The sequence below is a fragment of the Pseudoalteromonas sp. T1lg76 genome (assembly GCF_002964725.1).
Taxonomy (GTDB): Bacteria; Pseudomonadota; Gammaproteobacteria; order Enterobacterales; family Alteromonadaceae; genus Pseudoalteromonas.
On record NZ_PQCE01000010.1, the window covers coordinates 84,196 to 104,326 of the forward strand.

The 20,131-nt window shown below is 50.7% G+C and carries 18 protein-coding genes, 1 tRNA gene and 1 pseudogene; 12 read left to right on the forward strand and 8 right to left on the reverse strand.

Annotation, left to right across the window (positions count from 1 at the left end; genetic code table 11):
- Positions 1 to 41: 41 nt before the first annotated feature.
- From C2M35_RS04585 to C2M35_RS04595, 3 genes are read left to right on the forward strand one after another with little or no spacing between them, the layout of a single operon-like run.
- Entirely contained in the window at positions 42 to 296 is a 255-nt protein-coding gene (locus C2M35_RS04585) for a YkoF family thiamine/hydroxymethylpyrimidine-binding protein (protein WP_105188085.1), read from the forward strand.
- Between the two features lie 28 nt (positions 297 to 324).
- A complete protein-coding gene (gene pnuC, locus C2M35_RS04590; RefSeq protein ID WP_105264705.1) occupies positions 325 to 948 on the forward strand; it encodes a nicotinamide riboside transporter PnuC in 624 nt (207 codons plus the stop codon).
- Positions 941 to 1,726: a phosphotransferase gene (locus tag C2M35_RS04595; protein ID WP_105264706.1), complete on the forward strand. Its 786-nt coding sequence runs from the start codon at positions 941 to 943 to the stop codon at positions 1,724 to 1,726. The genes pnuC and C2M35_RS04595 overlap by 8 nt, the downstream gene beginning before the upstream one ends.
- Here C2M35_RS04595 and C2M35_RS04600 read toward each other — a convergent pair.
- Positions 1,723 to 3,258 (reverse strand): tetratricopeptide repeat-containing sulfotransferase family protein, encoded by a 1,536-nt coding sequence (locus tag C2M35_RS04600; protein ID WP_105264707.1) that lies wholly within the window; start codon positions 3,256 to 3,258, stop codon positions 1,723 to 1,725. The genes C2M35_RS04595 and C2M35_RS04600 overlap by 4 nt on opposite strands.
- Positions 3,259 to 3,300: 42 nt before the next feature.
- Positions 3,301 to 5,736: a TonB-dependent receptor gene (locus tag C2M35_RS04605; RefSeq protein WP_105258222.1), complete on the reverse strand. Its 2,436-nt coding sequence runs from the start codon at positions 5,734 to 5,736 to the stop codon at positions 3,301 to 3,303.
- A 740-nt stretch (positions 5,737 to 6,476) separates the two neighbouring features.
- On the opposite strand from C2M35_RS04605, the gene C2M35_RS04610 reads away from it, so the two are divergent.
- The 3 genes and pseudogenes from C2M35_RS04610 (at position 6,477) to C2M35_RS04620 (ending at position 9,755) form a co-directional block, all read left to right on the forward strand.
- Positions 6,477 to 6,551, forward strand: a tRNA-Arg gene (locus tag C2M35_RS04610).
- A gap of 338 nt (positions 6,552 to 6,889) precedes the next feature.
- Positions 6,890 to 9,414, forward strand: a pseudogene (locus C2M35_RS04615) (TonB-dependent receptor plug domain-containing protein).
- Positions 9,415 to 9,542: 128 nt separating this feature from the next.
- On the forward strand, positions 9,543 to 9,755 hold the full coding sequence (locus tag C2M35_RS04620) for a Rho-binding antiterminator (RefSeq protein WP_105264708.1): 213 nt from the start codon (positions 9,543 to 9,545) through the stop codon (positions 9,753 to 9,755).
- Here the strand turns inward: C2M35_RS04620 and C2M35_RS04625 are convergent.
- On the reverse strand, positions 9,733 to 10,701 hold the full coding sequence (locus C2M35_RS04625; RefSeq protein ID WP_105200256.1) for a zinc transporter ZntB: 969 nt from the start codon (positions 10,699 to 10,701) through the stop codon (positions 9,733 to 9,735). The two genes, C2M35_RS04620 and C2M35_RS04625, sit on opposite strands and share 23 nt — an antisense overlap.
- A 180-nt stretch (positions 10,702 to 10,881) precedes the next feature.
- On the opposite strand from C2M35_RS04625, the gene C2M35_RS04630 reads away from it, so the two are divergent.
- The 3 genes from C2M35_RS04630 to C2M35_RS04640 are packed head-to-tail and all read left to right on the forward strand — an operon-like array spanning position 10,882 to position 13,269.
- Positions 10,882 to 11,310: an ATP-dependent zinc protease family protein gene (locus tag C2M35_RS04630; protein WP_105200257.1), complete on the forward strand. Its 429-nt coding sequence runs from the start codon at positions 10,882 to 10,884 to the stop codon at positions 11,308 to 11,310.
- An 8-nt stretch (positions 11,311 to 11,318) separates the two neighbouring features.
- The gene (gene rimK / locus C2M35_RS04635; protein WP_105200258.1) at positions 11,319 to 12,224 is read left to right on the forward strand and encodes a 30S ribosomal protein S6--L-glutamate ligase; all 906 of its coding nucleotides are present in this window, start codon (positions 11,319 to 11,321) and stop codon (positions 12,222 to 12,224) included.
- A complete protein-coding gene (locus tag C2M35_RS04640; RefSeq protein WP_105200259.1) occupies positions 12,211 to 13,269 on the forward strand; it encodes a succinylglutamate desuccinylase/aspartoacylase family protein in 1,059 nt (352 codons plus the stop codon). Before rimK ends, C2M35_RS04640 begins: the two co-directional genes overlap by 14 nt.
- 30 nt (positions 13,270 to 13,299) lie before the next feature.
- Here the strand turns inward: C2M35_RS04640 and C2M35_RS04645 are convergent, their stop codons facing one another.
- The 3 genes from C2M35_RS04645 to C2M35_RS04655 form a co-directional block, all read right to left on the reverse strand.
- Complete coding sequence (locus tag C2M35_RS04645) at positions 13,300 to 13,854, reverse strand: mechanosensitive ion channel domain-containing protein (RefSeq protein WP_105200260.1); 555 nt, start codon at positions 13,852 to 13,854, stop codon at positions 13,300 to 13,302.
- Positions 13,855 to 14,013: 159 nt separating this feature from the next.
- Positions 14,014 to 15,588 (reverse strand): POTRA domain-containing protein, encoded by a 1,575-nt coding sequence (locus C2M35_RS04650; RefSeq protein ID WP_105264709.1) that lies wholly within the window; start codon positions 15,586 to 15,588, stop codon positions 14,014 to 14,016.
- Between the two features lie 51 nt (positions 15,589 to 15,639).
- The gene (locus C2M35_RS04655; protein WP_105200262.1) at positions 15,640 to 15,930 is read right to left on the reverse strand and encodes a DUF3630 family protein; all 291 of its coding nucleotides are present in this window, start codon (positions 15,928 to 15,930) and stop codon (positions 15,640 to 15,642) included.
- A gap of 13 nt (positions 15,931 to 15,943) precedes the next feature.
- Here C2M35_RS04655 and C2M35_RS04660 point away from each other — a divergent pair, with 13 nt between their 5' ends.
- Positions 15,944 to 16,264, forward strand: coding sequence for a c-type cytochrome (locus tag C2M35_RS04660; RefSeq protein WP_158677912.1), 321 nt, complete (start codon positions 15,944 to 15,946; stop codon positions 16,262 to 16,264).
- Here the strand turns inward: C2M35_RS04660 and recQ are convergent.
- Positions 16,246 to 18,063, reverse strand: a complete 1,818-nt coding sequence (gene recQ, locus C2M35_RS04665; RefSeq protein ID WP_105214614.1) for a DNA helicase RecQ — start codon at positions 18,061 to 18,063, stop codon at positions 16,246 to 16,248. The genes C2M35_RS04660 and recQ overlap by 19 nt on opposite strands.
- A gap of 130 nt (positions 18,064 to 18,193) precedes the next feature.
- On the opposite strand from recQ, the gene C2M35_RS04670 reads away from it, so the two are divergent.
- On the forward strand, positions 18,194 to 18,646 hold the full coding sequence (locus C2M35_RS04670; RefSeq protein ID WP_105214612.1) for a thioesterase family protein: 453 nt from the start codon (positions 18,194 to 18,196) through the stop codon (positions 18,644 to 18,646).
- Between the two features lie 59 nt (positions 18,647 to 18,705).
- Positions 18,706 to 19,602, forward strand: a complete 897-nt coding sequence (gene rarD, locus C2M35_RS04675) for an EamA family transporter RarD (protein WP_105200266.1) — start codon at positions 18,706 to 18,708, stop codon at positions 19,600 to 19,602.
- A 106-nt stretch (positions 19,603 to 19,708) separates the two neighbouring features.
- Here the strand turns inward: rarD and maoP are convergent, their stop codons facing one another.
- Positions 19,709 to 20,083, reverse strand: a complete 375-nt coding sequence (maoP, locus tag C2M35_RS04680; RefSeq protein WP_105200267.1) for a DUF413 domain-containing protein — start codon at positions 20,081 to 20,083, stop codon at positions 19,709 to 19,711.
- Between the last annotated feature and the right edge of the window lie 48 nt (positions 20,084 to 20,131).

Sequence of the window (20,131 nt, forward strand, 5' to 3'; positions counted from 1 at the left end):
AGGTTACAATAGCGGCATTCTTTATTACTAGTGACATGCCCATGAAACTGACCGTTGAAATCAGTAAGTACCCGCTTCATCAAGACTATATCCCCTTTATTAAAGACTTTATTGACCGTCTTAATGAACACAAAGAGCTTAAGGTGATCACCAATACGCTCTCGACTCAGGTGTTTGGCGACTATGATACCGTGATGGCGGTGTTAAGCGCTGAGATCAAGCGCTCCTATGAGCAGTTTGGTAAGGCCATATTTGTTTGTAAGTTTTTGCATGGCGATCTGTCGCCTCAAGACTAACTCTTAGGAACGCCTTTAGGAACACCTTATGGATGCCTTAAATAGTACCTTATCTGACTTTGCCGCCATGTCCGGCTGGGAATATGCGGCGGTTGCGCTTTCCGTGGCCTATTTATTGTTGGCCATGCGCGAAAGCCTGTGGTGCTGGCCGGCGGCCTTTTTCAGTACCCTGATCTACACCCTGATGTATTGGCAGGGCGCCTTGTTGATGGAATCCCTGCTGCATTTTTATTATATGGGTATGGCTATTTATGGCTGGTGGGCATGGCGCTATGGCAAGGAGCGCAGCGAGAGTCAGGGCATTGTCAGTTATCGCCTGAGCACCCATGCCTGGCTGATTATTGCGACCGCGCTTATCGCCGTATGCATAGGCTATGTAATGGATAATTACACGCGTGCCGATTATGCCTATCTCGACAGTTTAACCACCTGTTTTGCGGTGTTAACCACTTACTTTGTGGCAAAAAAAGTGTTGGAAAACTGGCTTTATTGGGTGGTGATCGATGCCGTTTCCATCTACTTGTATTTGGCCAAGGGCTATTATCCGACCGTGGTTTTATTTGTGTTTTATACCTTTATGGCGATTGCCGGCTACCTGCGTTGGCGCCAGCAATATCAGCAGAAGGAACAAGGAGTGCCGGCCTATGCCTGAGTCGGTGGGTCGTATCCATGCCTTGGTCACGGCATTTCAAGCCGATGCGGTGATTGAGCAAATTACCTTTTTGCCGCAAGGGGTGAGCAACGAGAATTATCGGGTTGATACCGAGCAGGGCACCTGGCTGGTAAAGCTCTATGGCAGGCAGGTACCCGATGCCGCCATCGACGCCCAGCGTACCCTGGCGCAGCTGGGTGTGTGTCCGGCACCTGTTTATGTGGACAAGGGTCATCGCTGTGCCATTTTCGCTTATGCGCCAGGGCAGATGCCGAGAGATTTCGATGGTGAGCAAGCCCTGTTGCGCTTGACGCAGATTCACGCTTTGCCAAGCAGTGGCGCAGCACTGGATTTGCATGATGAGCTGGCCGGTTATGCCAGTGAACCTTATTATCACCCTTATGCTCAGGCGTTACAGGAGGTGGTAGCCTTGACACAGGCTACAAGTGAGGATTACTGCTTCTGTCATAACGACCTGATCAAAGAGAACATTATCAGCCACCGTGGACAATGGCAGTGCATAGATTTTGAATATGCCCAGCATGGTGACCGCTACTTCGATCTGGCCATGTTGACCCTGAGCTTTAAGCTCTCGGCGGGCCAGCAGCAGAGTTTGTTTAGCAACTATTTTCGCACTGTGAAGCTGCAGGGGAATTGGCAAAAGTTTAAGGCCATGCAAAAGCTGGTGGCGGCCTTAAATTATTTTTGGTACGCACGCCATCAGGTGCAGCACCGGATTGACGACGCTAAGTTGAGCCTAGATACGCTACTGGCTTAAAGCGTATCTACTAAGGCTTCATATTGTGTTTGATAGTGACGCCAAAAATCAATGGACGCCTTGTTCAGTGGGCGGCGAATTTGCAATTTACTGGCGGTGGCACAGGCATCAGGCCTGGTATAAAACTCTAAGCAATCATTCTGCCAAGGCAAGTGGCAAAAGTCATATAAGTGGCGCAGCGCCCGCTCACCTTCGCTTACCAAGTCTTCATAGCTCTGTAAAATCACATTATTCGGATACTTAGCGGCAAAGTGCCGCGCTAAGCGCTCATAATCGTCATAGAATGTGGCGATGTGGGTAAGCTTAAAGGAATAATGGTGAAACGGGCTATGTACCTGATAGGCCTGGCGAAAGTTGGCGATGCAAGTGTCTTCTTTGGCGCGCAGCATAAGCACTATCTTCACCTTTGGCAGGGCGTGGACGATAAAGTCGATATAGTAAAAGTTAAACGGCAGTTTATCGCAGCCCCGCTCTGTATCCCCCTTTAAGCCCGTATAACGGCTCAAATAATCCTGTGCCAAGGCGGCCATATCACCTTTGCTCGCTTGGCTTATGACCTCGGGAGTCACAATGGCGGTACTACTTTGTCCGCTTATGCGTTTTACCGCCTGAGGTAAATCCTGCAACTCACCTAAGGGCGCCAAGTGTGGACTTTGGCACAGTAACTGAGCTACTAAGGTGGTGCCTGAGCGCGGCATGCCGGCTACAAATACGGCTTCAGCATCATTATCCCGTTGCGAGATAAGCTGAGGTGGTGTCGAGATCAACTGCTGGCAAAAGGCGCTGTGCTTAGCGGCATCAAAATGAATATTCCTAGCCACCGCCTCCTTGCTGTTTGAAAAGGCGATAAAGGCCTCGTCATATTCCCCAAGTTGTTCATGCTCTAGGGCTTTGGCATGGAACAGATGTTGACGGGCTATGGCATTTTGCTCTTGTGCCAGCAGGGCGGTGAGCTGTTTTATATGCGCCTGCGCTTCGGCCGTGCTGCTTTGCTCGGCCAGGGCATAATGAGCGCGATAGTGATTGGGGGCGATCTGCAGCGCTCTTTGCAAGAGTTCCTTGGCTTGGTTGTTAGCGGCCATAATATTGTGGCTAATGGCGGCGTTAACCAGGATATCTGCGTTATCCGGTGCCCGGGCCGCAGCGCGCAGATGGTAGATATGGGCGCTGTGATAATCGCCGAGACGAGAGTAGAGGTTAGCCAGGGTATCCAGTTGCCCGGCATCGGTGAGTGACGCTTTGTCCAGGGCTTGCAGAGTTTGCAAGCATTCACCGCTGCGCCCAAGCAGGTATAAAAACTTGCCTCGGCTAAGCACATATTCCGGTTGTTTTGATAACTCCAGCGCCTTATCCAGGAGTTTAACCGCTTTGGTCAGGTCACCAGCTTGGGCGTTTACCTCGGCCATCAGTGACCAGGCAAGATGATCCTTTGGATTGTGCTGCAAGCGTTTTACCAGTTCACCATGGGCTTGAGGCAAGGCTTGCTGGCGCAGCAGTTGTTGAATATGTTGGCGCAAAGTGGAATGGGTCATATAAATAAAAAAAAGGGGCAACCTTGGTTGCCCCTTAGTGTATTACAGCTCGAAGTTATAGGTAAACTTCATGCCTATGGTGCGTGGCGTGGTGATGTAGTGACCGTACACCCGCTGCAACTCTGGCAAGGCATGGTTTTGGTCTTCATAACGTGCCATGCCCGCCCAGGATTTATCACGACGAGTCGAGGTAAAGGCATACTTGTCGAACAGGTTGTCCACATACAGGGTAGCCGACCACATATCTCCGGAGATTTTCGCGGATAGGTTGCTAAGAGCATAGCCTGGCAACACTTCGCCATCGGCCTTAAGGCCCACCTTGGTATAGACATCGCTTTGTGCGGTCAGGCCATAGTTGATGTTTAACAACTTGTCGCCAAACACTTCATTTTCATAGCTGACCCCTAAAGATGCTTGATGCTCAGGCGAGCCCGGTAGGCGGTCGCCATCGGCGCCGTCGTAATAAGCCTGGTCTGGCTCATATACATCAAACAACATGGGCGCATCTTCAGTCAGCTCGGCCTTGGCATAGGCGTAGGTCGCATAGAGGGTCCAGTTATCGCCCAAAATAGCGCGGGTAGATAACTCAACACCCTGAGAGCGTGCCGAGCCGGCGTTGGTGGTGATAATCTCCTGACCATTGACCGTGGTCGACTGAATTTGCGCATCGTCCCAGTCAACGCTAAACAGCGCCGCATTGAAGTGCAGCTTATTACGTAGCCAGGTTGATTTAATGCCCAGCTCATAGTTGGTGGTGGTGTCCGGCTTGTAGGCCATTTCGTTGGGCAGGGCACAGACGATTTGCTGTTCCGGTAGCTGCTCAGGGCACGACTCCAGGCCATTACTGCCACCGATGCGGAAGCCTTCACTAATGGTGAAGTAGGTGACCAAGCCGTTGTCGAAGGTGTAGTTGGCGTTGAACTTAAACAGGCTGCCGTCATCTTCGGCGCTGCTTGGCTCTAGCTCAACATCCGCTCGTGAGGCATAGAAAACATCATCCCAGGCGTCATACAGGGGCGTTGCCGAACCTGATTTAGAGTCGATTTCATACTCGTAAAAACGTGCGCCTAAGGTGATGTTGAACTGATCGTTAAAGGCATAACCTACTTCGCCAAACAGGGCTTTTTCCGTGGTATCTGACTCAAAAATAGCTATGTATTCCAGGTCCGGTTCGATATTGGGAATATCGCTGCCATAGTCGAAGTTATCGAAGCCAGGAGCATATTCCCTGTCGTCCGACTTGCTTTCAAACTTGTTGTAGTAAGCGCCAACAATCCAGTTCCACGGGCCGTCGTGGCTGGATACCAGGCGCAGCTCCTGGGTAAAGCTGTCTTGCTCACTGGTGTCCTTGGTGTAATCGACAAAGGCAGGGAAGTTGGCGTAGCCGGTCCAGATATCGTAAAGCAGATCGGTCTGATCGCGCTGACCTTCTTGCTCATAGCTAGACCAGCCTGAGGCCGAAACCAGCTCGGCAAAGCCCAAATCGGCTTTGAGCTCCAGACTAAGCAATTCATCTTCTTGCTCATTGGGCTCTTCAACACGATAGGCAGAGTCGTATTTGCCGACTAGATCGTGAATGGGGTTATCCGGGCTGATGCTGCCATATTGAGTGATCGAGTTGCCGCCGTGTTCCTGCTTTTGATAGAAGTAGTTCAGGGTGCCCTCGAATACTTCATTTGGAGCCCAACGTAAGGACAGGCGTGCCGTGGTGATGTCTTCATCATTGGCATCTTCAACCTGCTTAAGGTTGGCCTTAACCTCGTCGGCATTGTTCCAATCTGGGTCGGGCAGAGACACGCCAGGCTCGCGCACTACGAAGTTGTAATCCATATAACCCGGGTTGTGGTAATAATTCACGCTGGCGCGCAGAGCCAGTTCATCCTCTATGAGAGGGGTGTTAAATACAAAACCCGCTTCGCCGCCGGTGCCATCGCTTTGTGACAGGGTAAACAGGTCGCCGCTAATTTGCCCTTCGGTGATATCCAGCACTGGTGCCTTAAGCATATAACGAATGGCGCCGCCCAAAGTTCCGGCACCGTAAAGTGTGCCTTGTGGGCCGATCAGGACTTCGACGCGCTCCACATCGGTGAGGCGTAAATTGATATTAAGGGGGATTTCACCCAAATAGGTCGCCACTGTGCCGCTGTCGGAGGCACGCTCTGACGAGTTGGTGTTTAAGCCGCGCACTATGATAGGCGAGCCTTCACGTCCGCCCTGATCGGTAATGGTCAGGCCTGGTACCCAGCGCGCCACGTCTTCGAGCTGGGCTATATTCTGATCTTTCATCACATCGGCATCCATGGCGGTGATGTTAAGCGGCGCTTCTTGCGCCGAACCGCTGCGACGAGTCGCGGTAATTTGAATGACTTCCAATGCCTTTTCTTGTTTGATTTCGCTGTTGGCTTGCTCGGCGTTGGCGTGGCCACATAAGCAGCCGGCAATGGCCGTAGCCAGTAGTGTTGGCTTAAATTTACCCATGTTGTATTACCCTGTGATCTTGATATAGCAATGTAATTTGCCATTAATAAAAAGCACGTTAACAATAATTAAACAACCCTCTAAAATAGGGACGAAAATTAATATTCAGCTATCGTGCCTTTTTATTCTTTATTTGCCGGGTTTTGTGCATTTTTGTGCAAAAATAATCGCTATTTTTTTGCGTGATATTGCTATAAAAGCAGGGCTTGCATGTTAAAAGGGGATCTTGCCATCTAACATGTAAGCGGGCTTTTTAACTCGTAAATAAAGATATTTTGAATTTTAATGCAATTATATGGAATTAAAATTCAAATTATAGATTTTTATAGTCAATATATTGTGGTTATTTTGTTGTTTTTTTGTAGCTTACCTGGCTAGGAGCATAAGAATGCTTAAAACCAGCCTGTTCTGCATAATTAACTTGTTGTTTTATTGGCAATAGTGGCTATTGCACGCGCTTTTTGGCAGTGGGTTTTTAGCAAAAAGGCGGCGGGGTGAAGTCAAGCTGGGCAATCCAGCTATTTGAGTCTGAAGCCTGCGCCTATGGACCAGGCGGGTGGAACTTTGCTACTGAATAAATTATCGCCATCCGATTCGCGAGGGCTGGTATTTCCCAAGGGATGCCATTACTATAGGCGCAGTTGGCGCAATCCCCTGTGCTGACTAATGCCAATTCTGTTAAGTATGTAAGCAGATATTTAGCCCGCTAGAATGATTAGCTATTTAAGTGAATTGGTAAAGCTCTCGTGGTGAAATGGATATCACGTGGCCCTCCGGAGGCCAAGTTGCAGGTTCGATCCCTGCCGAGAGCGCCATTATTACTTGTCTTTATACCTTCTGATTTTTTACCTTGGTTCCTATGTATGTGCTTGCTCGGATATTTGCTTAGCGCTAACTCCTGGTCTTGTGGCTATGACGACGCAAGATATTGAACTGTCAAGCGTATTAAAACTGCCCAAAAAACAAACTCAAACTGTTTTTTATTGCATGTTTATAGCGCCTTTTTAGCGCTTTGTTTACGTCTGAAACAGGGTGTTATTAAGTGCTTGTTTAGGTGAATAAGTTAGCTTATTTTGCTATTTGCTGTTACCGAAACGGCTACGTATGATTGCCCCCTTTTTTACTAGCACATTCCAGTATTCGAGGGGTTCTCATGACTTTTACAACCAATAAGCTGGCTTTAAGCCTGGCTATCGCATCGGCATTGGGCAGTGCGCCAAGCCTTGCTGCTACGGCGCCAAACGGCAATGTGGCAGAGCAGGATATGGAAGTGATTGCCGTGACTGGTACTCGCCGCAGCCTACGTAGCCTGGGCGAGAGTACAGTGCCTGTGGATGTGATCACCAGTAATGATATGACCAGCACGGGTCAGTTGGAGATCAGTCAGGTTTTGGCCACTCAGGTGCCGAGTTTTAACTACCCCAGTGCCACCTTATCCGATGGTACAGATCATGCCCGCCCCGCTGTATTACGTGGTTTGGCGCCGGATCATACCCTGGTACTGGTCAATGGTAAGCGTCGTCATGCCGGGGCCTTATTAAGCCTGGGCGGTGTTGTAGGCCGAGGCTCGACCGCGGTGGATTTGAATATGATCCCAGTTGCCGCCATTAAGCGTGTTGAAGTGTTACGCGACGGCGCCGCCGCTCAATATGGCCCAGCTATGCCATAGCTGGGGTGATCAACCTGGTGTTGAAGGACGCCGATGAAGGCGGCAGCATCAGCGCTACCTACGGTGAATATGATACGCAAATGGCTGGTGTGCCGCAGCTTGAAAGTGCCTACGCCGATAATAATGGCAACCTGGCCTTTGCAACCGGCGACGACCGCCGCATTAACGATGGCACCAATCGCACCTTTAGTGCCAACACCGGCTTGGCCTTAGGGGATGATGGCTTTGTGAATATCGCCTTAGAGTACCGCGACCATGAGCCGACCCTGCGCTCTGGTTTCGATCCCCGCGAGCAGTATGCCCGTCTTGAGGATGGCAGTCTGGACCCGCGTGAATTTACCATAGACAGATATAACCACCGCTTCGGCAAGGCAGCGCTTGAAGATGTCGCTTTGTTTATCAATAGCGGCTATGAGTTAGACCAGGGCTACAGCTTATATGCCTTTGGCAGCTACTCGGAGCGTGAGGGTAACTCGGGCGGATTTTATCGCCGCGCCAAGGATAACCGCAATGTGACTGAGCTTTACCCCGATGGTTTCTTGCCACAAATCGATACCCAGGTGAAAGACTATGCCCTGGCCCTTGGGCTGGAAGGGGAAAGCGGCGACTGGAGCTGGGATATCAGCAGCAACTATGGTCGCAACGACTTTGCCTTCGGCGTCAGCAATAGCCTTAATACCTCGCTGGGTATTAATAGCCCGCGTGAGTTCGATAACGGCGCCCTGGTGTATGACCAATGGTTGGTTAACGCCGATGCCAGCACCGTGCTTGATTTGGGTCTAAATGATGATGTGTTTTTCACTATCGGTGCCGAGTACCGTCGTGAAGGCTATAAAATCGAGCAAGGCGAAGAGGCCTCTTACATTACCGCTGTTGACAGCAATGGTGCTCCGCTCGGAGCCGGTGGTGCTCAGGTTCTGCCTGGTTTTAGCCCTGCCAGTGTCACCGATGAAAGTCGCTACAATATGGCCTTGTTTGCGGAATTTGATACCTATCTAAGCGATGATTGGAATATGGTTTTGGCCGGTCGTTTGGAAGATTACAGCGACTTTGGCAGCACCTTTACCGCGAAACTGGCAAGCCGTTATAGCGTTAGTGACAACCTGAGCCTGCGTGGTGCCATCAGCAGCGGTTTCCGTGCACCGTCTTTGGCACAAAGCTCATATCGCCAGATCTCTACCGTGCTGGAGAATAACAAACCGTTTGAAATAGGTTTGTTCCCCGCCGATACCGCCGCGGCACAAGCCTTGGGCGCCGAGCCTTTGGAAGCTGAAGAGTCGGTCAATATCACCGCCGGCTTTATCTATAACCGTGGTGCCTTTAGCCTGACCCTGGATGCCTACCGCATCGATATCGACGATCGCATCGTGCTTTCGGAAAACCTCGAAGGCGACCAAGTGGCTGCTATCCTAGCGGCCGCAGGCGAAGCCAATGTTGAGAGCGTGCGCTATTTCACTAATGCCATAGACTCGCGCACCCAGGGCGTGGATATAGTCGCTACTTATCAGCTTGATTTGGCAAGCTGGGGCGATATGCGTTTAAGCGCGGCGGCGAACTTTAACGACACCGAAGTCACATCCGTTAAAGACAATCCGCAAGAGCTGGACTCACTGGGCGAGAGTTATCAGCTGTTTGCCCGCCGTGAAATCGGCCGCTTTGAAGAGGGCACCCCGGACAGCAAATTAAACCTGGCAGCGATTTGGAACCTGGGCCAGTGGCAAACCACTTTACGCCTCACTCGCTACGGTGAGGTAGCGGATATTTCCTCACAGCCGGAGCGCGACGAATATCTGGATGCGAAATGGCTGACCGACCTGGAAGTAGCTTATCACCCTGATGCCAGTTGGAAGCTGGCTTTAGGCGCCAATAACCTGTTCGACCAATATCCGCAGGCCACGGTGGATAATGTCGGCCAGTCTGATTTTAATCAGATCTTCCCGTATACGCCTTTTTCCCCGTACAGCCTGGATGGGCGCTTTATCTACGGTAATATCACCTACCGTTTTTAATAAACGAACAGCAATAGTCTGGGGCTCAATGAGCCCCTTTTTCTTGTCGCCGCCAAGGTCGGGCTGTCAAAAGCAGGGGGGGTAGGCTATATAGAGATGAGTTATTTGATTAATGGGAGGGGAAGGCTATGAGCTATACGCCAATTTCCTGCGAGCAGCATGACCTGATCGAGATTTTTTGCATGCGTCATAATAAGGTGGCGGTAACTTTGCGCAGCGGTGAGCAGTTTTGTGCTCAGGCCGAAGACGTAGGAATTATCAGCGGCCAGGGCGAGTGGCTGCACTTTAGCAACCACGAAAGTGTGCGTCTTGATCAGATCAAAGCCATTTCTTTAGCTTAAAATAAACGGCAATCAAGGCGGTCAGGGCGACCAGAGCAATGACGAAAATGGCAAAAGCCGCATCGGACTCTGTGCCCGGTATGCCGCCGATATTGACCCCCAGCAGGCCGGTCAAAAAGCCCAAGGGCAAGAACAGCGCCGCCACCACTGACATCACATACATGCGCTTATTTAACTGATCGGAAACCAAACTGGAAACCTCTTGTTGAATAATTTGTGCGCGCTCAATATTCATATCCAGCTCTTCTAAATAGCGCACCAGATGGTTAATGGTTTCGCTGAGGCGCGAGCAATCCTCGTCTTGGAGCCAGCTTGGCTGCTGCGTTAGCAGGGCGCGCAGGGCGTCTTTTTGCGGGCGAATATAGCGCTTTAAGCCTATGGTCTGTCTGCGCACCTGGGAGAGTGCATTATGATCATGGGGCTTGTTGCTGCCATCTACCTGCTCCTCAAACTGGTCGAGCTTGTCTTCAAGTTCGTCGATAACGTCCTGCATCCGTGAAGTCAGGTTTTCGCTCAGTTGGCAAATAAGCGAAGAGGCGTCCTTGGGTCCCTGGCCGGCACGCAACGAATCCGCCAGGGCGCTGACCGAAAGCAGGCGACGGTGGCGGGTGGAGACAATCACCTGCTCGCTGACATAAAGCCGAATAGACACCATATCGTCCGGAGTTTGTGCCGGGTTCAGGTTAACGCCGCGCAAAAACATCAGGGTACCCTGGTCGTCGGCTACCATGCGCGGGCGGGTTTCATCGGCCAGTAATGATTGATAGGCAAAATCACTTAAATTAATGCAGTTAAGGTAGTCTTTGGCTTCATCAAAGCAATAGTCGAGATGCAGCCACAGTAATCCGTCGCTACGTTGCCAGGCGCTGACTTGGTCTATATTGGTCAGTTCTTTGCTAACGCCGCCTTGGCCGTCGAGTACTAAGGCATGGATTAATGCACTCATGGGGAAATTCGCTTTTTGTTGTTGCTATTTTCTTCTATCCTTGACTACAAGTTTATATAGGTCAATCAATTATATTAATCGACGCGAGTAAATAATTTCACTGTCAATTGAAGTGAATTACCGTATAAAGCGGATCTTTAACAACTTGCTCCTAGTCGGAGCACTGAACCGGTAGCCATTATGGAAAACAGAATATTAGTAGGTTGGCGCGAGTGGGTTGCGTTGCCCGAGTTAGGGATCGAACAGATCAAAGCTAAAGTAGATACCGGTGCTCGCACCTCTTGTATTCACGCATTTAAGGTTGAACCTTATATGCAGGATGGCGAAAAGTGGGTGCGTTTTTGGGTGCATCCCAATCAAGAGGATGTCGAAACCGAAATTCAGTGCCAAGCTAAAGTAAAGGATGAGCGTACCGTCACCGATTCTGGCGGCCATAGCGAAATGCGTTATGTGATTGAAACTTTATTGAGTATTGATGGCCAACAATGGCCTATGGAAGCAACACTGACCAACCGCGACACCATGAAGTTTCGTATGTTGCTAGGGCGCACCGCCATGGTGGGCCGCATTGTGGTTGACCCAGAGCTCTCACACCAAACAAAGTTATAAGGATAACTATGAAAATTGGTATTTTATCGCGCAACAAAAACCTCTACTCCACTCGCCGCCTTATTGAAGCGGCTGAAAAGCGTGGTCATGAGGTGCAAGTGTTGGATGCGCTGCGTTGTTATATGAACATCAATTCACAGGAGCCGGAAATTCACTTCAAGGGTGAAAAACTTGAAGGTTTTAACGCCATTATTCCGCGTATCGGCGCCTCGGTAACCTTTTATGGTTGCTCGGTATTACGCCAGTTTGAAATGATGGGCGTGTATCCGGTTAATGAATCGGTCGCCATTTCTCGCTCGCGCGATAAGCTGCGCTCTTTGCAATTATTGTCGCGCAAAGGGATCGGTATGCCGGTAACCGGGTTTGCATCAAAACCCGATGACGTAAAAGACTTATTGGAAATGGTTGGCGGCGCACCCGTGGTGATCAAGCTGCTTGAAGGCACCCAGGGTATTGGCGTGGTACTTGCGGAAACGCGCAAGGCGGCGGAAAGCGTAATTGAGGCCTTTATGGGTCTTAAAGCCAACATCATGGTACAGGAATACATTAAAGAAGCCGGCGGCGCAGATATTCGTTGTTTCGTTATTGGCGATCGCGTTATTGCGGCGATGAAGCGTCAGGCCCAAGAGGGTGAATTCCGCTCTAACCTGCACCGCGGCGGCAGTGCCAGCCTGGTTCGCATTACTCCGGAAGAGCGTAAAACCGCGGTGGCGGCGGCCAAGGCCATGGGCTTGAATGTGGCCGGTGTTGACCTGCTACGCTCGGAGCGCGGCCCCTTGGTGATGGAAGTAAACTCTTCACCTGGCTTAGAAGGTATTGAAGTGGCGACAGGTAAAGACATTGCCAGCATGATCATTCAATTTATTGAAAAGAACGCGAAAGCAAAGAGGACTAGAACCCGTGGCAAGGGCTAAGAAAAATCCGCCATTTACTTTATTAGGGGAGCAGGTTGCTCCCGGAGAGCGCCGCGTCTTTGAACTCGAAGCGGCCAAGTTGTACACCCACTCACCCCTGACCATTAATTTAGAAGTGGTCAACGGCGTTGAGCCTGGGCCGACCTTGTTAATTTGTGCCGCCATTCATGGCGATGAGCTTAACGGGGTGGAAATAGTGCGGCAAACCCTGGCCAAGGTGGATGTCGCCAAGCTGCGTGGCACCTTGATTGCCGTGCCCGTAGTTAATGTGTTCGGCTTTATTCACAAGTCGCGCTATTTACCTGATCGTCGTGATTTAAACCGCAGTTTCCCCGGCTCGATTCGTGGCTCTGTGGCCGGGCGCATGGCCAACACCTTTTTTAACGAGGTGGCGGTGCACTGCAGTCATATTATTGATTTGCACACAGGTGCTCTGCACCGCACTAATTTACCGCAAATTCGTGCCGACTTGAGCAATGATGAAACCGCTAAAATAGCCAATGCTTTTGGTACTCCGGCGGTGATCAATGCCTCCTTGCGCAACGGTTCACTGCGCTCCGAAGCGGCGGCCCGTGGTATTCCAGTGATCACCTATGAAGCCGGTGAGGCGCTGCGCTTTGACCCTATTGCTATTGCCGCTGGCGTGCAAGGGGTGGAAAACGTCATGCGTAAGCTGCGTATGATGCGCGGCAAGCGGGTACGTAAACAGGCGGAGCCTGTGATTGCCTCGGCCACCAGTTGGATCCGTGCCGAAACCGACGGCATTATTCGTGCTCAGGTATCGCTCGGTGAGCGGGTGCGTCAGGGTCAGGTTTTGGCCTATATCAACAGCCCGCTTGGTGATACCGAGTGCGCCGTGGTTGCACCGCGCAGTGGGATTGTGATTGGTCAGCAAACCTTGCCGCTGGTCAATGAGGGCGATGCGGTATTCCATCTGGCTTATTTTGCCCATGCTAACGCCATTGTTGAGCAGCAATTGGAAACGTTTATCGATGAGATCAGCGATATGGAAGATGAGCTGAAAACAGCCGAGCTCAATAACTGATAAAAATAAGCGCCTTTAGGCGCTTATTTTTTATTTTTTCGGGCCAAGTATTTTGCGTATCGGCTTGGCTTTGAGTGGAGCCTTGTTGAGCACCATCACCGGACGGGTAACAAAGAGGTTGTTGGGGTAGAGCACCCTATGACCATCGACATGCTCAAGCACCACATTCATCAGCCCCATTTCAACAATACGCCCCTCGACAAAATTGGCGCCATCGATCACCTTGACCCAGTAGCCGATGCGGTAGTCGTTTTGTGCAAACATCAATAAGAATGAGGTCAGGTTGGAAAGCAGTGACCAGCCGGCAAACAGGGCCACGCCAAGCATGGCAAACAGGCTTGAACCCAACACCAGCAGGCCGCGCAGTTCTATGCCCCAAAACACCAGCAGCACACAGCTCAGCACTATGGCCAGTAATACCTTAAGCAGCAATTGCGCCCGTTGTTTGCGGTGTGGGTCGACGCGCCCCTTAATGGCTCCATCGAATATTTTTTGCTGTAAGCGCACCAGCAGAGGGAAGAGCAATAGCACTCCCAAGGTGATAATCCATTTATAGTTTTGGCTGACTAATTCCAGTAGCGACACCGTTTTTTCCTACAAAATAAAGGAAGCATTAAAAGCAGCTATATAGCATGGAATATTGAAGCAACAAAGTGTGTTAGAAGGTTTTTTTCACACTCACCAGCCACTGCAGCGGGTCGACATCGTCGCTGCGGTTGATGGGGCGGGCGACATCCAGGTGGATCACCGCGCCGGCATTAGCACGGCTCGGAGCCAGGCGTAAGCCGAAGCCAAAATTATGGCGAAAATGGGGTTTTCCTGATTGTCATGAAACCAGGCCTGACCGGCATCGTAAAAGAGGGCGCCACCAACGCTAAATAACTGCCAAAGGTTATATTGCCAGTAATAGCGTTTTTCAACACTAAAAAGGGCGCGCCGGTCACCGAGATCATAATGATGCGGATAGCCACGCAGGCCGGTTTCTCCGCCAAGGGCAAGTTGTTGATCCGCGGTCAGTCCTTCGGCGGCATCCACCTGCGCCTTCACATACCAGGACTGAGCATCGTCACTGTTAAAGAGGTATTCGGCCTGAGCGCCGAAGAAGAGGTTCTCGGCATCAAAATCTCGCTCGCGGATGGTGCCATCAAGGCCGAGCGACCAGCGCCATAAGCTTTGCTGGCTGATATAGTGGCTGCGGCGCACATTGAGTTTAAGTACATAACGACTGGCATCGTCGCTGAAGGTGCTGGGCGAGTAGCCGAATTGGGTATGGATCTGCCAACCCAGATTCAAGTCTTCGGTGCGGCTTATGGTGTCGATATTATGCACCTTAACAAAGTCATCTTCGAACCAGCTAATGTCGATATAGGGGTAAGAAAGTGTGCGCTCCGTGGCGATGGGCACATAGGTTTGGGCAAGCTCGTAAAAGCGCTCTTTATGGTAACGGTAGCCAAAACGTATGCGCTGAGTCCAGTGCTCTGCCGGGCGTCGCGAGAGGCCAAAAAACACCTCGCTGCTACTGGTTTCCTGAGAAAATTCGCTGATCGTTTCGCCCTTGTCGTAGAGCTTTTCATCGCGTTTATTGCTGCCGTTGGCAAAGCCGTAGCTGTAAGGAGTATCTAATGAATAGAAGGGATAACTCAGGGCCAGCCAATGGCGTTCGCCGTCGCTGTTATCGGCATATTCGAGGCGGCCCTGGTAACGGCTGCCGAAAATATTGGGGTCGGCATAGGTAAATTCGTAGCCGCTGCGTTCATCATCATTGGTGCGCACCAAAGACAGGCGTTTACCCCAGCCTAAAAAGTTGCTGTCGCGAAACCCAAAGGTGGAGCGGTTTTCGCCGCCGCTGCGGCTGAAGCTGATCTCCGGCAGCAGAGTCCAAAGCTCGCGGGTGGTGATCACCACATCCACATATTTTTCACAGCGTTCGGTAGCGCTGATCTGAGCGTCGTATAAATAGCCTTGTTGGCGCAGCAGACGCTCGGATTCACGCAATAGTTCGGGAGTATAGAGGTCGCCTTCACTGAACAGCAGAATGTTTTTCAACACCTGCGGCTCGGTCATAATGTGCATCTTGTTGGCTAGGTGAAACAGCCAATTGTCTTCGCTTGGCAGCTTGGTATCGAAGATATTGTTTTGGATAAAGCGAATGCTGCCGATTTGGCGTTTGCCATCGGCATCGGGTAATGGCTGTTTATCTGCAAGTTGTCGCGATAGCAATTGCTCTGAATCGGGTGCTAAATGTTCACTTTTACACTGTGCCAGAGCCTGTCCTTGCGCCGCCACTAAGATCCCTAAAATCACCGCCAGCCGTTTCATCTAACTCACTATTTTTTTAGCTTCCGTCATTTCAGTCTACTGCACAAAGCGTTAACTTGCGCTCAAATAATCCGTTAAATTTTCCAGAAGTAGCTCGGACTGTGCGCCACTGGCAGCGATCCACAGATTATCGCCATAATACTCAAAGTGCAGCTCAAAAGGGCAATTGCGGTAATGAAAGCGCAGCATATGGCGGTCGGCGCCCTGGGAAAATTCGCCGATGCTAATTTCATCCTGATGCAGAAAAATATGGCCCCAAAAGTCGAACTCATCCGCTTCTGGCATGATATCTGGGTTAATGATGATTACCTGATGATCTCGGTCTAGACTTAGAGTGGTCACTTTTTTACTCTCTATGTATATGAAATATAGTTACTTCATCTTGATTTTATTGCTGGCTTTTGAAGTTAATGCCGAGCCTTTGGCGGCTCGCTGTCAGAGCTGTCACGGTCTTGATGGTATTGCCCGCAGTGCCAACACGCCGCATTTAAAAGGCCAACATGTTGCCTATTTGCGCCAGCAGTTACTCGATTACCGTGCGCGTAAGCGCCGTCATGCCCTGATGTCGGCCATTGCCGCATCCTTAACCGAGCAGCAAATTGATAAACTGGCCAGGTTTTATGGTCAGCCCTATGCTGACGGGGCTCAACAAGCGGATTATTCCGCCGATAAGTAATTGCGGATCAGTGTCATAAAGGCGCCACCATATTTAGTTAACTTGCTAAAGCCGACTCCGGAAACCTTTAAAAACTCTGTGTCATTGGTGGGCATAGATTGTGCCATCTCCGCCAATGTCTTATCGGTAAAGACCACATAGGGCGGCACATCGTCTTCGTCGGCAAGTTGTTTACGCAAGGCGCGCAATTTGGCGAAAAGCTTCTTGTCGTAGTTAAACTGTGCCAGCTTATCCTGAGATACGTGCTGGGCCTGCAGCCGTGGCTCGGCCAGTTGCAGTTGGTACTCGCCCTTGAGTACCGGTCGCGCCGCCTCGGTCAGGCATAATATCGAGCCCTGGCTGATATCCTGATGCAGCAAGCCCTGATGCACCAGTTGGCGCAGGATACTGAGCCAGTATTCGCTGCTGTGATCCTTGCCTATGCCATAGGTGCTCAGGGTATGGTGGTTTAAATCGCGAATACGCTGGGTATTGGCGCCGCGCAGTAATTCAACGATATAACCCAAACCAAATCTCTGACCGGCCCGATAGACACAAGAAAGCGCCTGCTGCGCTACTAAGGTGCCATCAAAACGTTGCGGCGGGTTAAGGCAAATATCGCAGTTGCCACAGGCTTCGCGCTGATATTCACTAAAGTAGTTAAGCAGGATTTGCCGGCGGCAGGTTTGTGCTTGGGCAAAGCTGGCCATGGCATTAAAGCGCTGCTCTTCAACCCGGCGTCTTTGTTCGTCTTCGATATCTTCAAAAAAGCGTCTTACCCTGGGCACATCGGCAGGATCGAAATACATAATGGCCTCGGCGGCCAACCCGTCACGCCCGGCACGGCCGGTTTCCTGGTAGTAAGACTCGATATTTTTGGGGATATCGTAATGCACCACAAAGCGCACATTGAGTTTATTGATGCCCATGCCGAAGGCAACCGTGGCGACCACGATTTGAATATCATCCTTGGCAAAGGCGTTATGGACAAAATGGCGGGACTCGTTGCTCATGCCCGCGTGGTAGCCGGCGACGTTGAGTCCGGACTCGCTCAGCTTTTGTGCCAGGTCATCGACTCGTTTGCGGCTGGTGCAATAGATGATGCCGCTCTGTCCGCTTTGGGTGCGCAGATAACGCAGCAACTGGGCAAAGGGCTTAAATTTTTCTTCCAGGGTGTAGCGAATATTGGGCCGGTCGAAACTACCGATATGGATATAGGGGGAGATCAGCCCAAGCTGATTGACTATGTCCACGCGTGTGGCGCTGTCGGCGGTGGCCGTCAGTGCCATCATGGGCACCTGGGCAAAGCGCTGCTTTAACTCGCTTAAACGGAAATAATGGGGGCGGAAATCGTGCCCCCAATGAGAAACGCAGTGAGCCTCATCGACGGCAATTAAACTTAAATGCAAATAACTCAGGCGCTCGAGGAACTCATATTGCAGCGCCTTTTCCGGGGCCACATACAAGAGCTTTAGCTCGCCATCATGGAGCTGCTGATAAACCAGTTGCTGCTCTTCACGACTCAGAGAGTTATTAATAAAGGCGGCCTTAACGCCTTGGGCATTAAGCTGAGTGACCTGATCCTGCATCAGTGAAATCAAGGGGGAAATCACCAGAGTGAGCCCGGGCAATAACATGGCCGGCACTTGATAACAAAGGGATTTGCCACCGCCGGTAGGCATCAAAACGAGCGCGTCCTGGGCCGCCAGCACGGCGTTTATCACCTGCTGTTGACCGTCGCGAAACTGGCTATAACCAAAGACCTGTTGCAGTATTTGCTCTGGTGTTGGCTCGTTGAATAATGCGGATACAGTGCTCATAGCGGGCTATTTTAGAGTCTTTTATTGACCTTGTCTGTAGCCGCAGCATTAAAGGCGAGAACTTTGCTTAAAAACTAATCTCGCGCTAGGATGAACTCATCTTACCAGTTTTATCAAGTTAGAGAATGCCATGGATAAATCCTTTGCCTATGAGCAGTTAGCCCAGCTTTTTGTGCAAATGCCCTTTAGTCAGTTGTTGGGTATAGAGATAACTCATCTCGATGGCGAGTCGGCGCGCATTCATATGCCCTGGCGGGATGATTTAATCGGCAACCCCCAGCAACGAATTTTACACGGTGGGGTGATCTCCTCTTTGTTAGATACGGTAGGGGGAATTTTGGCGGCGGCTTCCGTGGTGGATAAGCTCGATGGAGAGCCGCTGACCAGTTTGAAAAGCAGGTTGGCTACCTTAGGCACCATAGACTTGCGCAGCGACTATTTACGCCCCGGCAAGGGCGAGCGTTTTAGCGCCAGTGCCGTGTTGATCCGCTCCGGTAATAAGGTGTGCGTGTGCCGTATGGAGCTGCATAATGAACTGGGAGTGCAAATAGCTTATGGCACAGGTACTTATTTAGTCGGATAGTGCTGGCTCTGCGCCAAGTGCGCGCGTAAAATACGCTTTTTAGTCAGTATGGTTCCCTTATGTCGTCCCATCCAGAGCAAAAAAAGGGCATGCTCTTTGCCGCATTAGCCTTTGTTATGTGGGGTTTCGCCCCGGTTTACTTTAAGCAACTGCTGCAGGTGCCGGCGCTGGAAATCCTAGTGCACCGCATCATTTGGTCAGTGTTATTTCTGCTGGTGATCGTCGCGCTGGCAAAGCAATGGCATAAGGTGCAGGCCATTATAGCTAAGCCCAAATACCTGAGTATGTTGTTGCTGAGTGCGTCTTTATTGGGTTTCAACTGGTGGCTGTTTATTTGGGCGGTGAATAATGATCATATGCTCGATGCCAGTCTGGGCTACTACATTAATCCTCTACTCAATGTGTTACTTGGGGTGACCTTTTTAGGTGAACGCTTGCGCCGCTGGCAATTAGCCGCCGTGGCCCTGGCGGTCACCGGGGTGCTGATCCAGGTGCTGAGTTTCGGCTCCTTCCCCGTGGTGGCCTTTGCCTTGGCCGGCTCTTTTGCTATTTATGGTTTGATCCGTAAGAAAATGCCGGTGGAGTCCTTACCCGGTTTGTTATTAGAAGCACTGATTTTATTGCCGGCGGCACTGATTTATTGGTATTTAATGACCCCCACCGCAAGCTCGGATCTGACCAGCAACAGCTGGCAGCTTAATCTGCTGTTGATCAGTGCCGGTGTGGTAACCACCTTGCCTTTATTGTGCTTTACCGCCGCCGCTAAGCGCTTGCAATACACCACCATAGGCTTTTTCCAATATATAGGTCCGAGCCTGATGTTTATGCTGGCGGTGTTGTTTTATGGCGAAGTATTCGATGTACAGAGGATGATCACCTTTGCCTGTATCTGGGTGGCGCTGGTTATCTTTAGCTATGATTCTTGGCGCTTTGGCCGCCGTCGCCTGGCCGTATAAATGCCAGCAGTTTAGTTGTGTTCCAGGCAGTGTGGGCGAGAGCAAGCACTGCCTTAGCAGACAAACCCGCTCTCAAGTGTAAATTCCGAGCAAAAAAAACCTGGAATTAATCCAGGTCATCTGCATCGGTTTCAACTTCCACTTCAGGCGCGTCGTAGCTGCGCTTGCGACCAAACAAGGTAAAGAATCTGGCCTTGCTGGTGGTGAGTTTAAGGTATTTAATCCAGGCATTTTCAATCGGGTTGATTGGGGTCGATAACCCAGTCGTGGCCGCGACGAAGTGTGCTTGGGTGTCGTTGCTGGGTTCTACGGTTTTTTCTTGCAACGCTTTTAATAAACGACCATGCTGTTCGAGGATTTCTGACTCGAGCAAGGTGAAGTTACCACTGCGACTAAAGCCACGAGGAAACTTTTCGTCGTTATAAAATTTATGATCACATGGAAACGCTTTGCGTAACTCGACAAGTTGATTGGCCGTCATAGCAGACTCCTTTTTACAAGAGATTTCGGCTGGAGTATGGTACAGAAG

What these genes read in the sequence shown, in the direction of transcription:
- C2M35_RS04585 (WP_105188085.1), top strand. Translation starts at nt 42, where the DNA reads ATGAAACTGACCGTTGAAATCAGTAAGTACCCGCTTCATCAAGACTAT.
- pnuC (WP_105264705.1), top strand. Translation starts at nt 325, where the DNA reads ATGGATGCCTTAAATAGTACCTTATCTGACTTTGCCGCCATGTCCGGC.
- C2M35_RS04595 (WP_105264706.1), top strand. Translation starts at nt 941, where the DNA reads ATGCCTGAGTCGGTGGGTCGTATCCATGCCTTGGTCACGGCATTTCAA.
- C2M35_RS04600 (WP_105264707.1), bottom strand. Translation starts at nt 3,258, where the DNA reads ATGACCCATTCCACTTTGCGCCAACATATTCAACAACTGCTGCGCCAG.
- C2M35_RS04605 (WP_105258222.1), bottom strand. Translation starts at nt 5,736, where the DNA reads ATGGGTAAATTTAAGCCAACACTACTGGCTACGGCCATTGCCGGCTGC.
- C2M35_RS04620 (WP_105264708.1), top strand. Translation starts at nt 9,543, where the DNA reads ATGAGCTATACGCCAATTTCCTGCGAGCAGCATGACCTGATCGAGATT.
- C2M35_RS04625 (WP_105200256.1), bottom strand. Translation starts at nt 10,701, where the DNA reads ATGAGTGCATTAATCCATGCCTTAGTACTCGACGGCCAAGGCGGCGTT.
- C2M35_RS04630 (WP_105200257.1), top strand. Translation starts at nt 10,882, where the DNA reads ATGGAAAACAGAATATTAGTAGGTTGGCGCGAGTGGGTTGCGTTGCCC.
- rimK (WP_105200258.1), top strand. Translation starts at nt 11,319, where the DNA reads ATGAAAATTGGTATTTTATCGCGCAACAAAAACCTCTACTCCACTCGC.
- C2M35_RS04650 (WP_105264709.1), bottom strand. Translation starts at nt 15,588, where the DNA reads ATGAAACGGCTGGCGGTGATTTTAGGGATCTTAGTGGCGGCGCAAGGA.
- C2M35_RS04660 (WP_158677912.1), top strand. Translation starts at nt 15,944, where the DNA reads ATGTATATGAAATATAGTTACTTCATCTTGATTTTATTGCTGGCTTTT.
- recQ (WP_105214614.1), bottom strand. Translation starts at nt 18,063, where the DNA reads ATGAGCACTGTATCCGCATTATTCAACGAGCCAACACCAGAGCAAATA.
- C2M35_RS04670 (WP_105214612.1), top strand. Translation starts at nt 18,194, where the DNA reads ATGGATAAATCCTTTGCCTATGAGCAGTTAGCCCAGCTTTTTGTGCAA.
- rarD (WP_105200266.1), top strand. Translation starts at nt 18,706, where the DNA reads ATGTCGTCCCATCCAGAGCAAAAAAAGGGCATGCTCTTTGCCGCATTA.
- maoP (WP_105200267.1), bottom strand. Translation starts at nt 20,083, where the DNA reads ATGACGGCCAATCAACTTGTCGAGTTACGCAAAGCGTTTCCATGTGAT.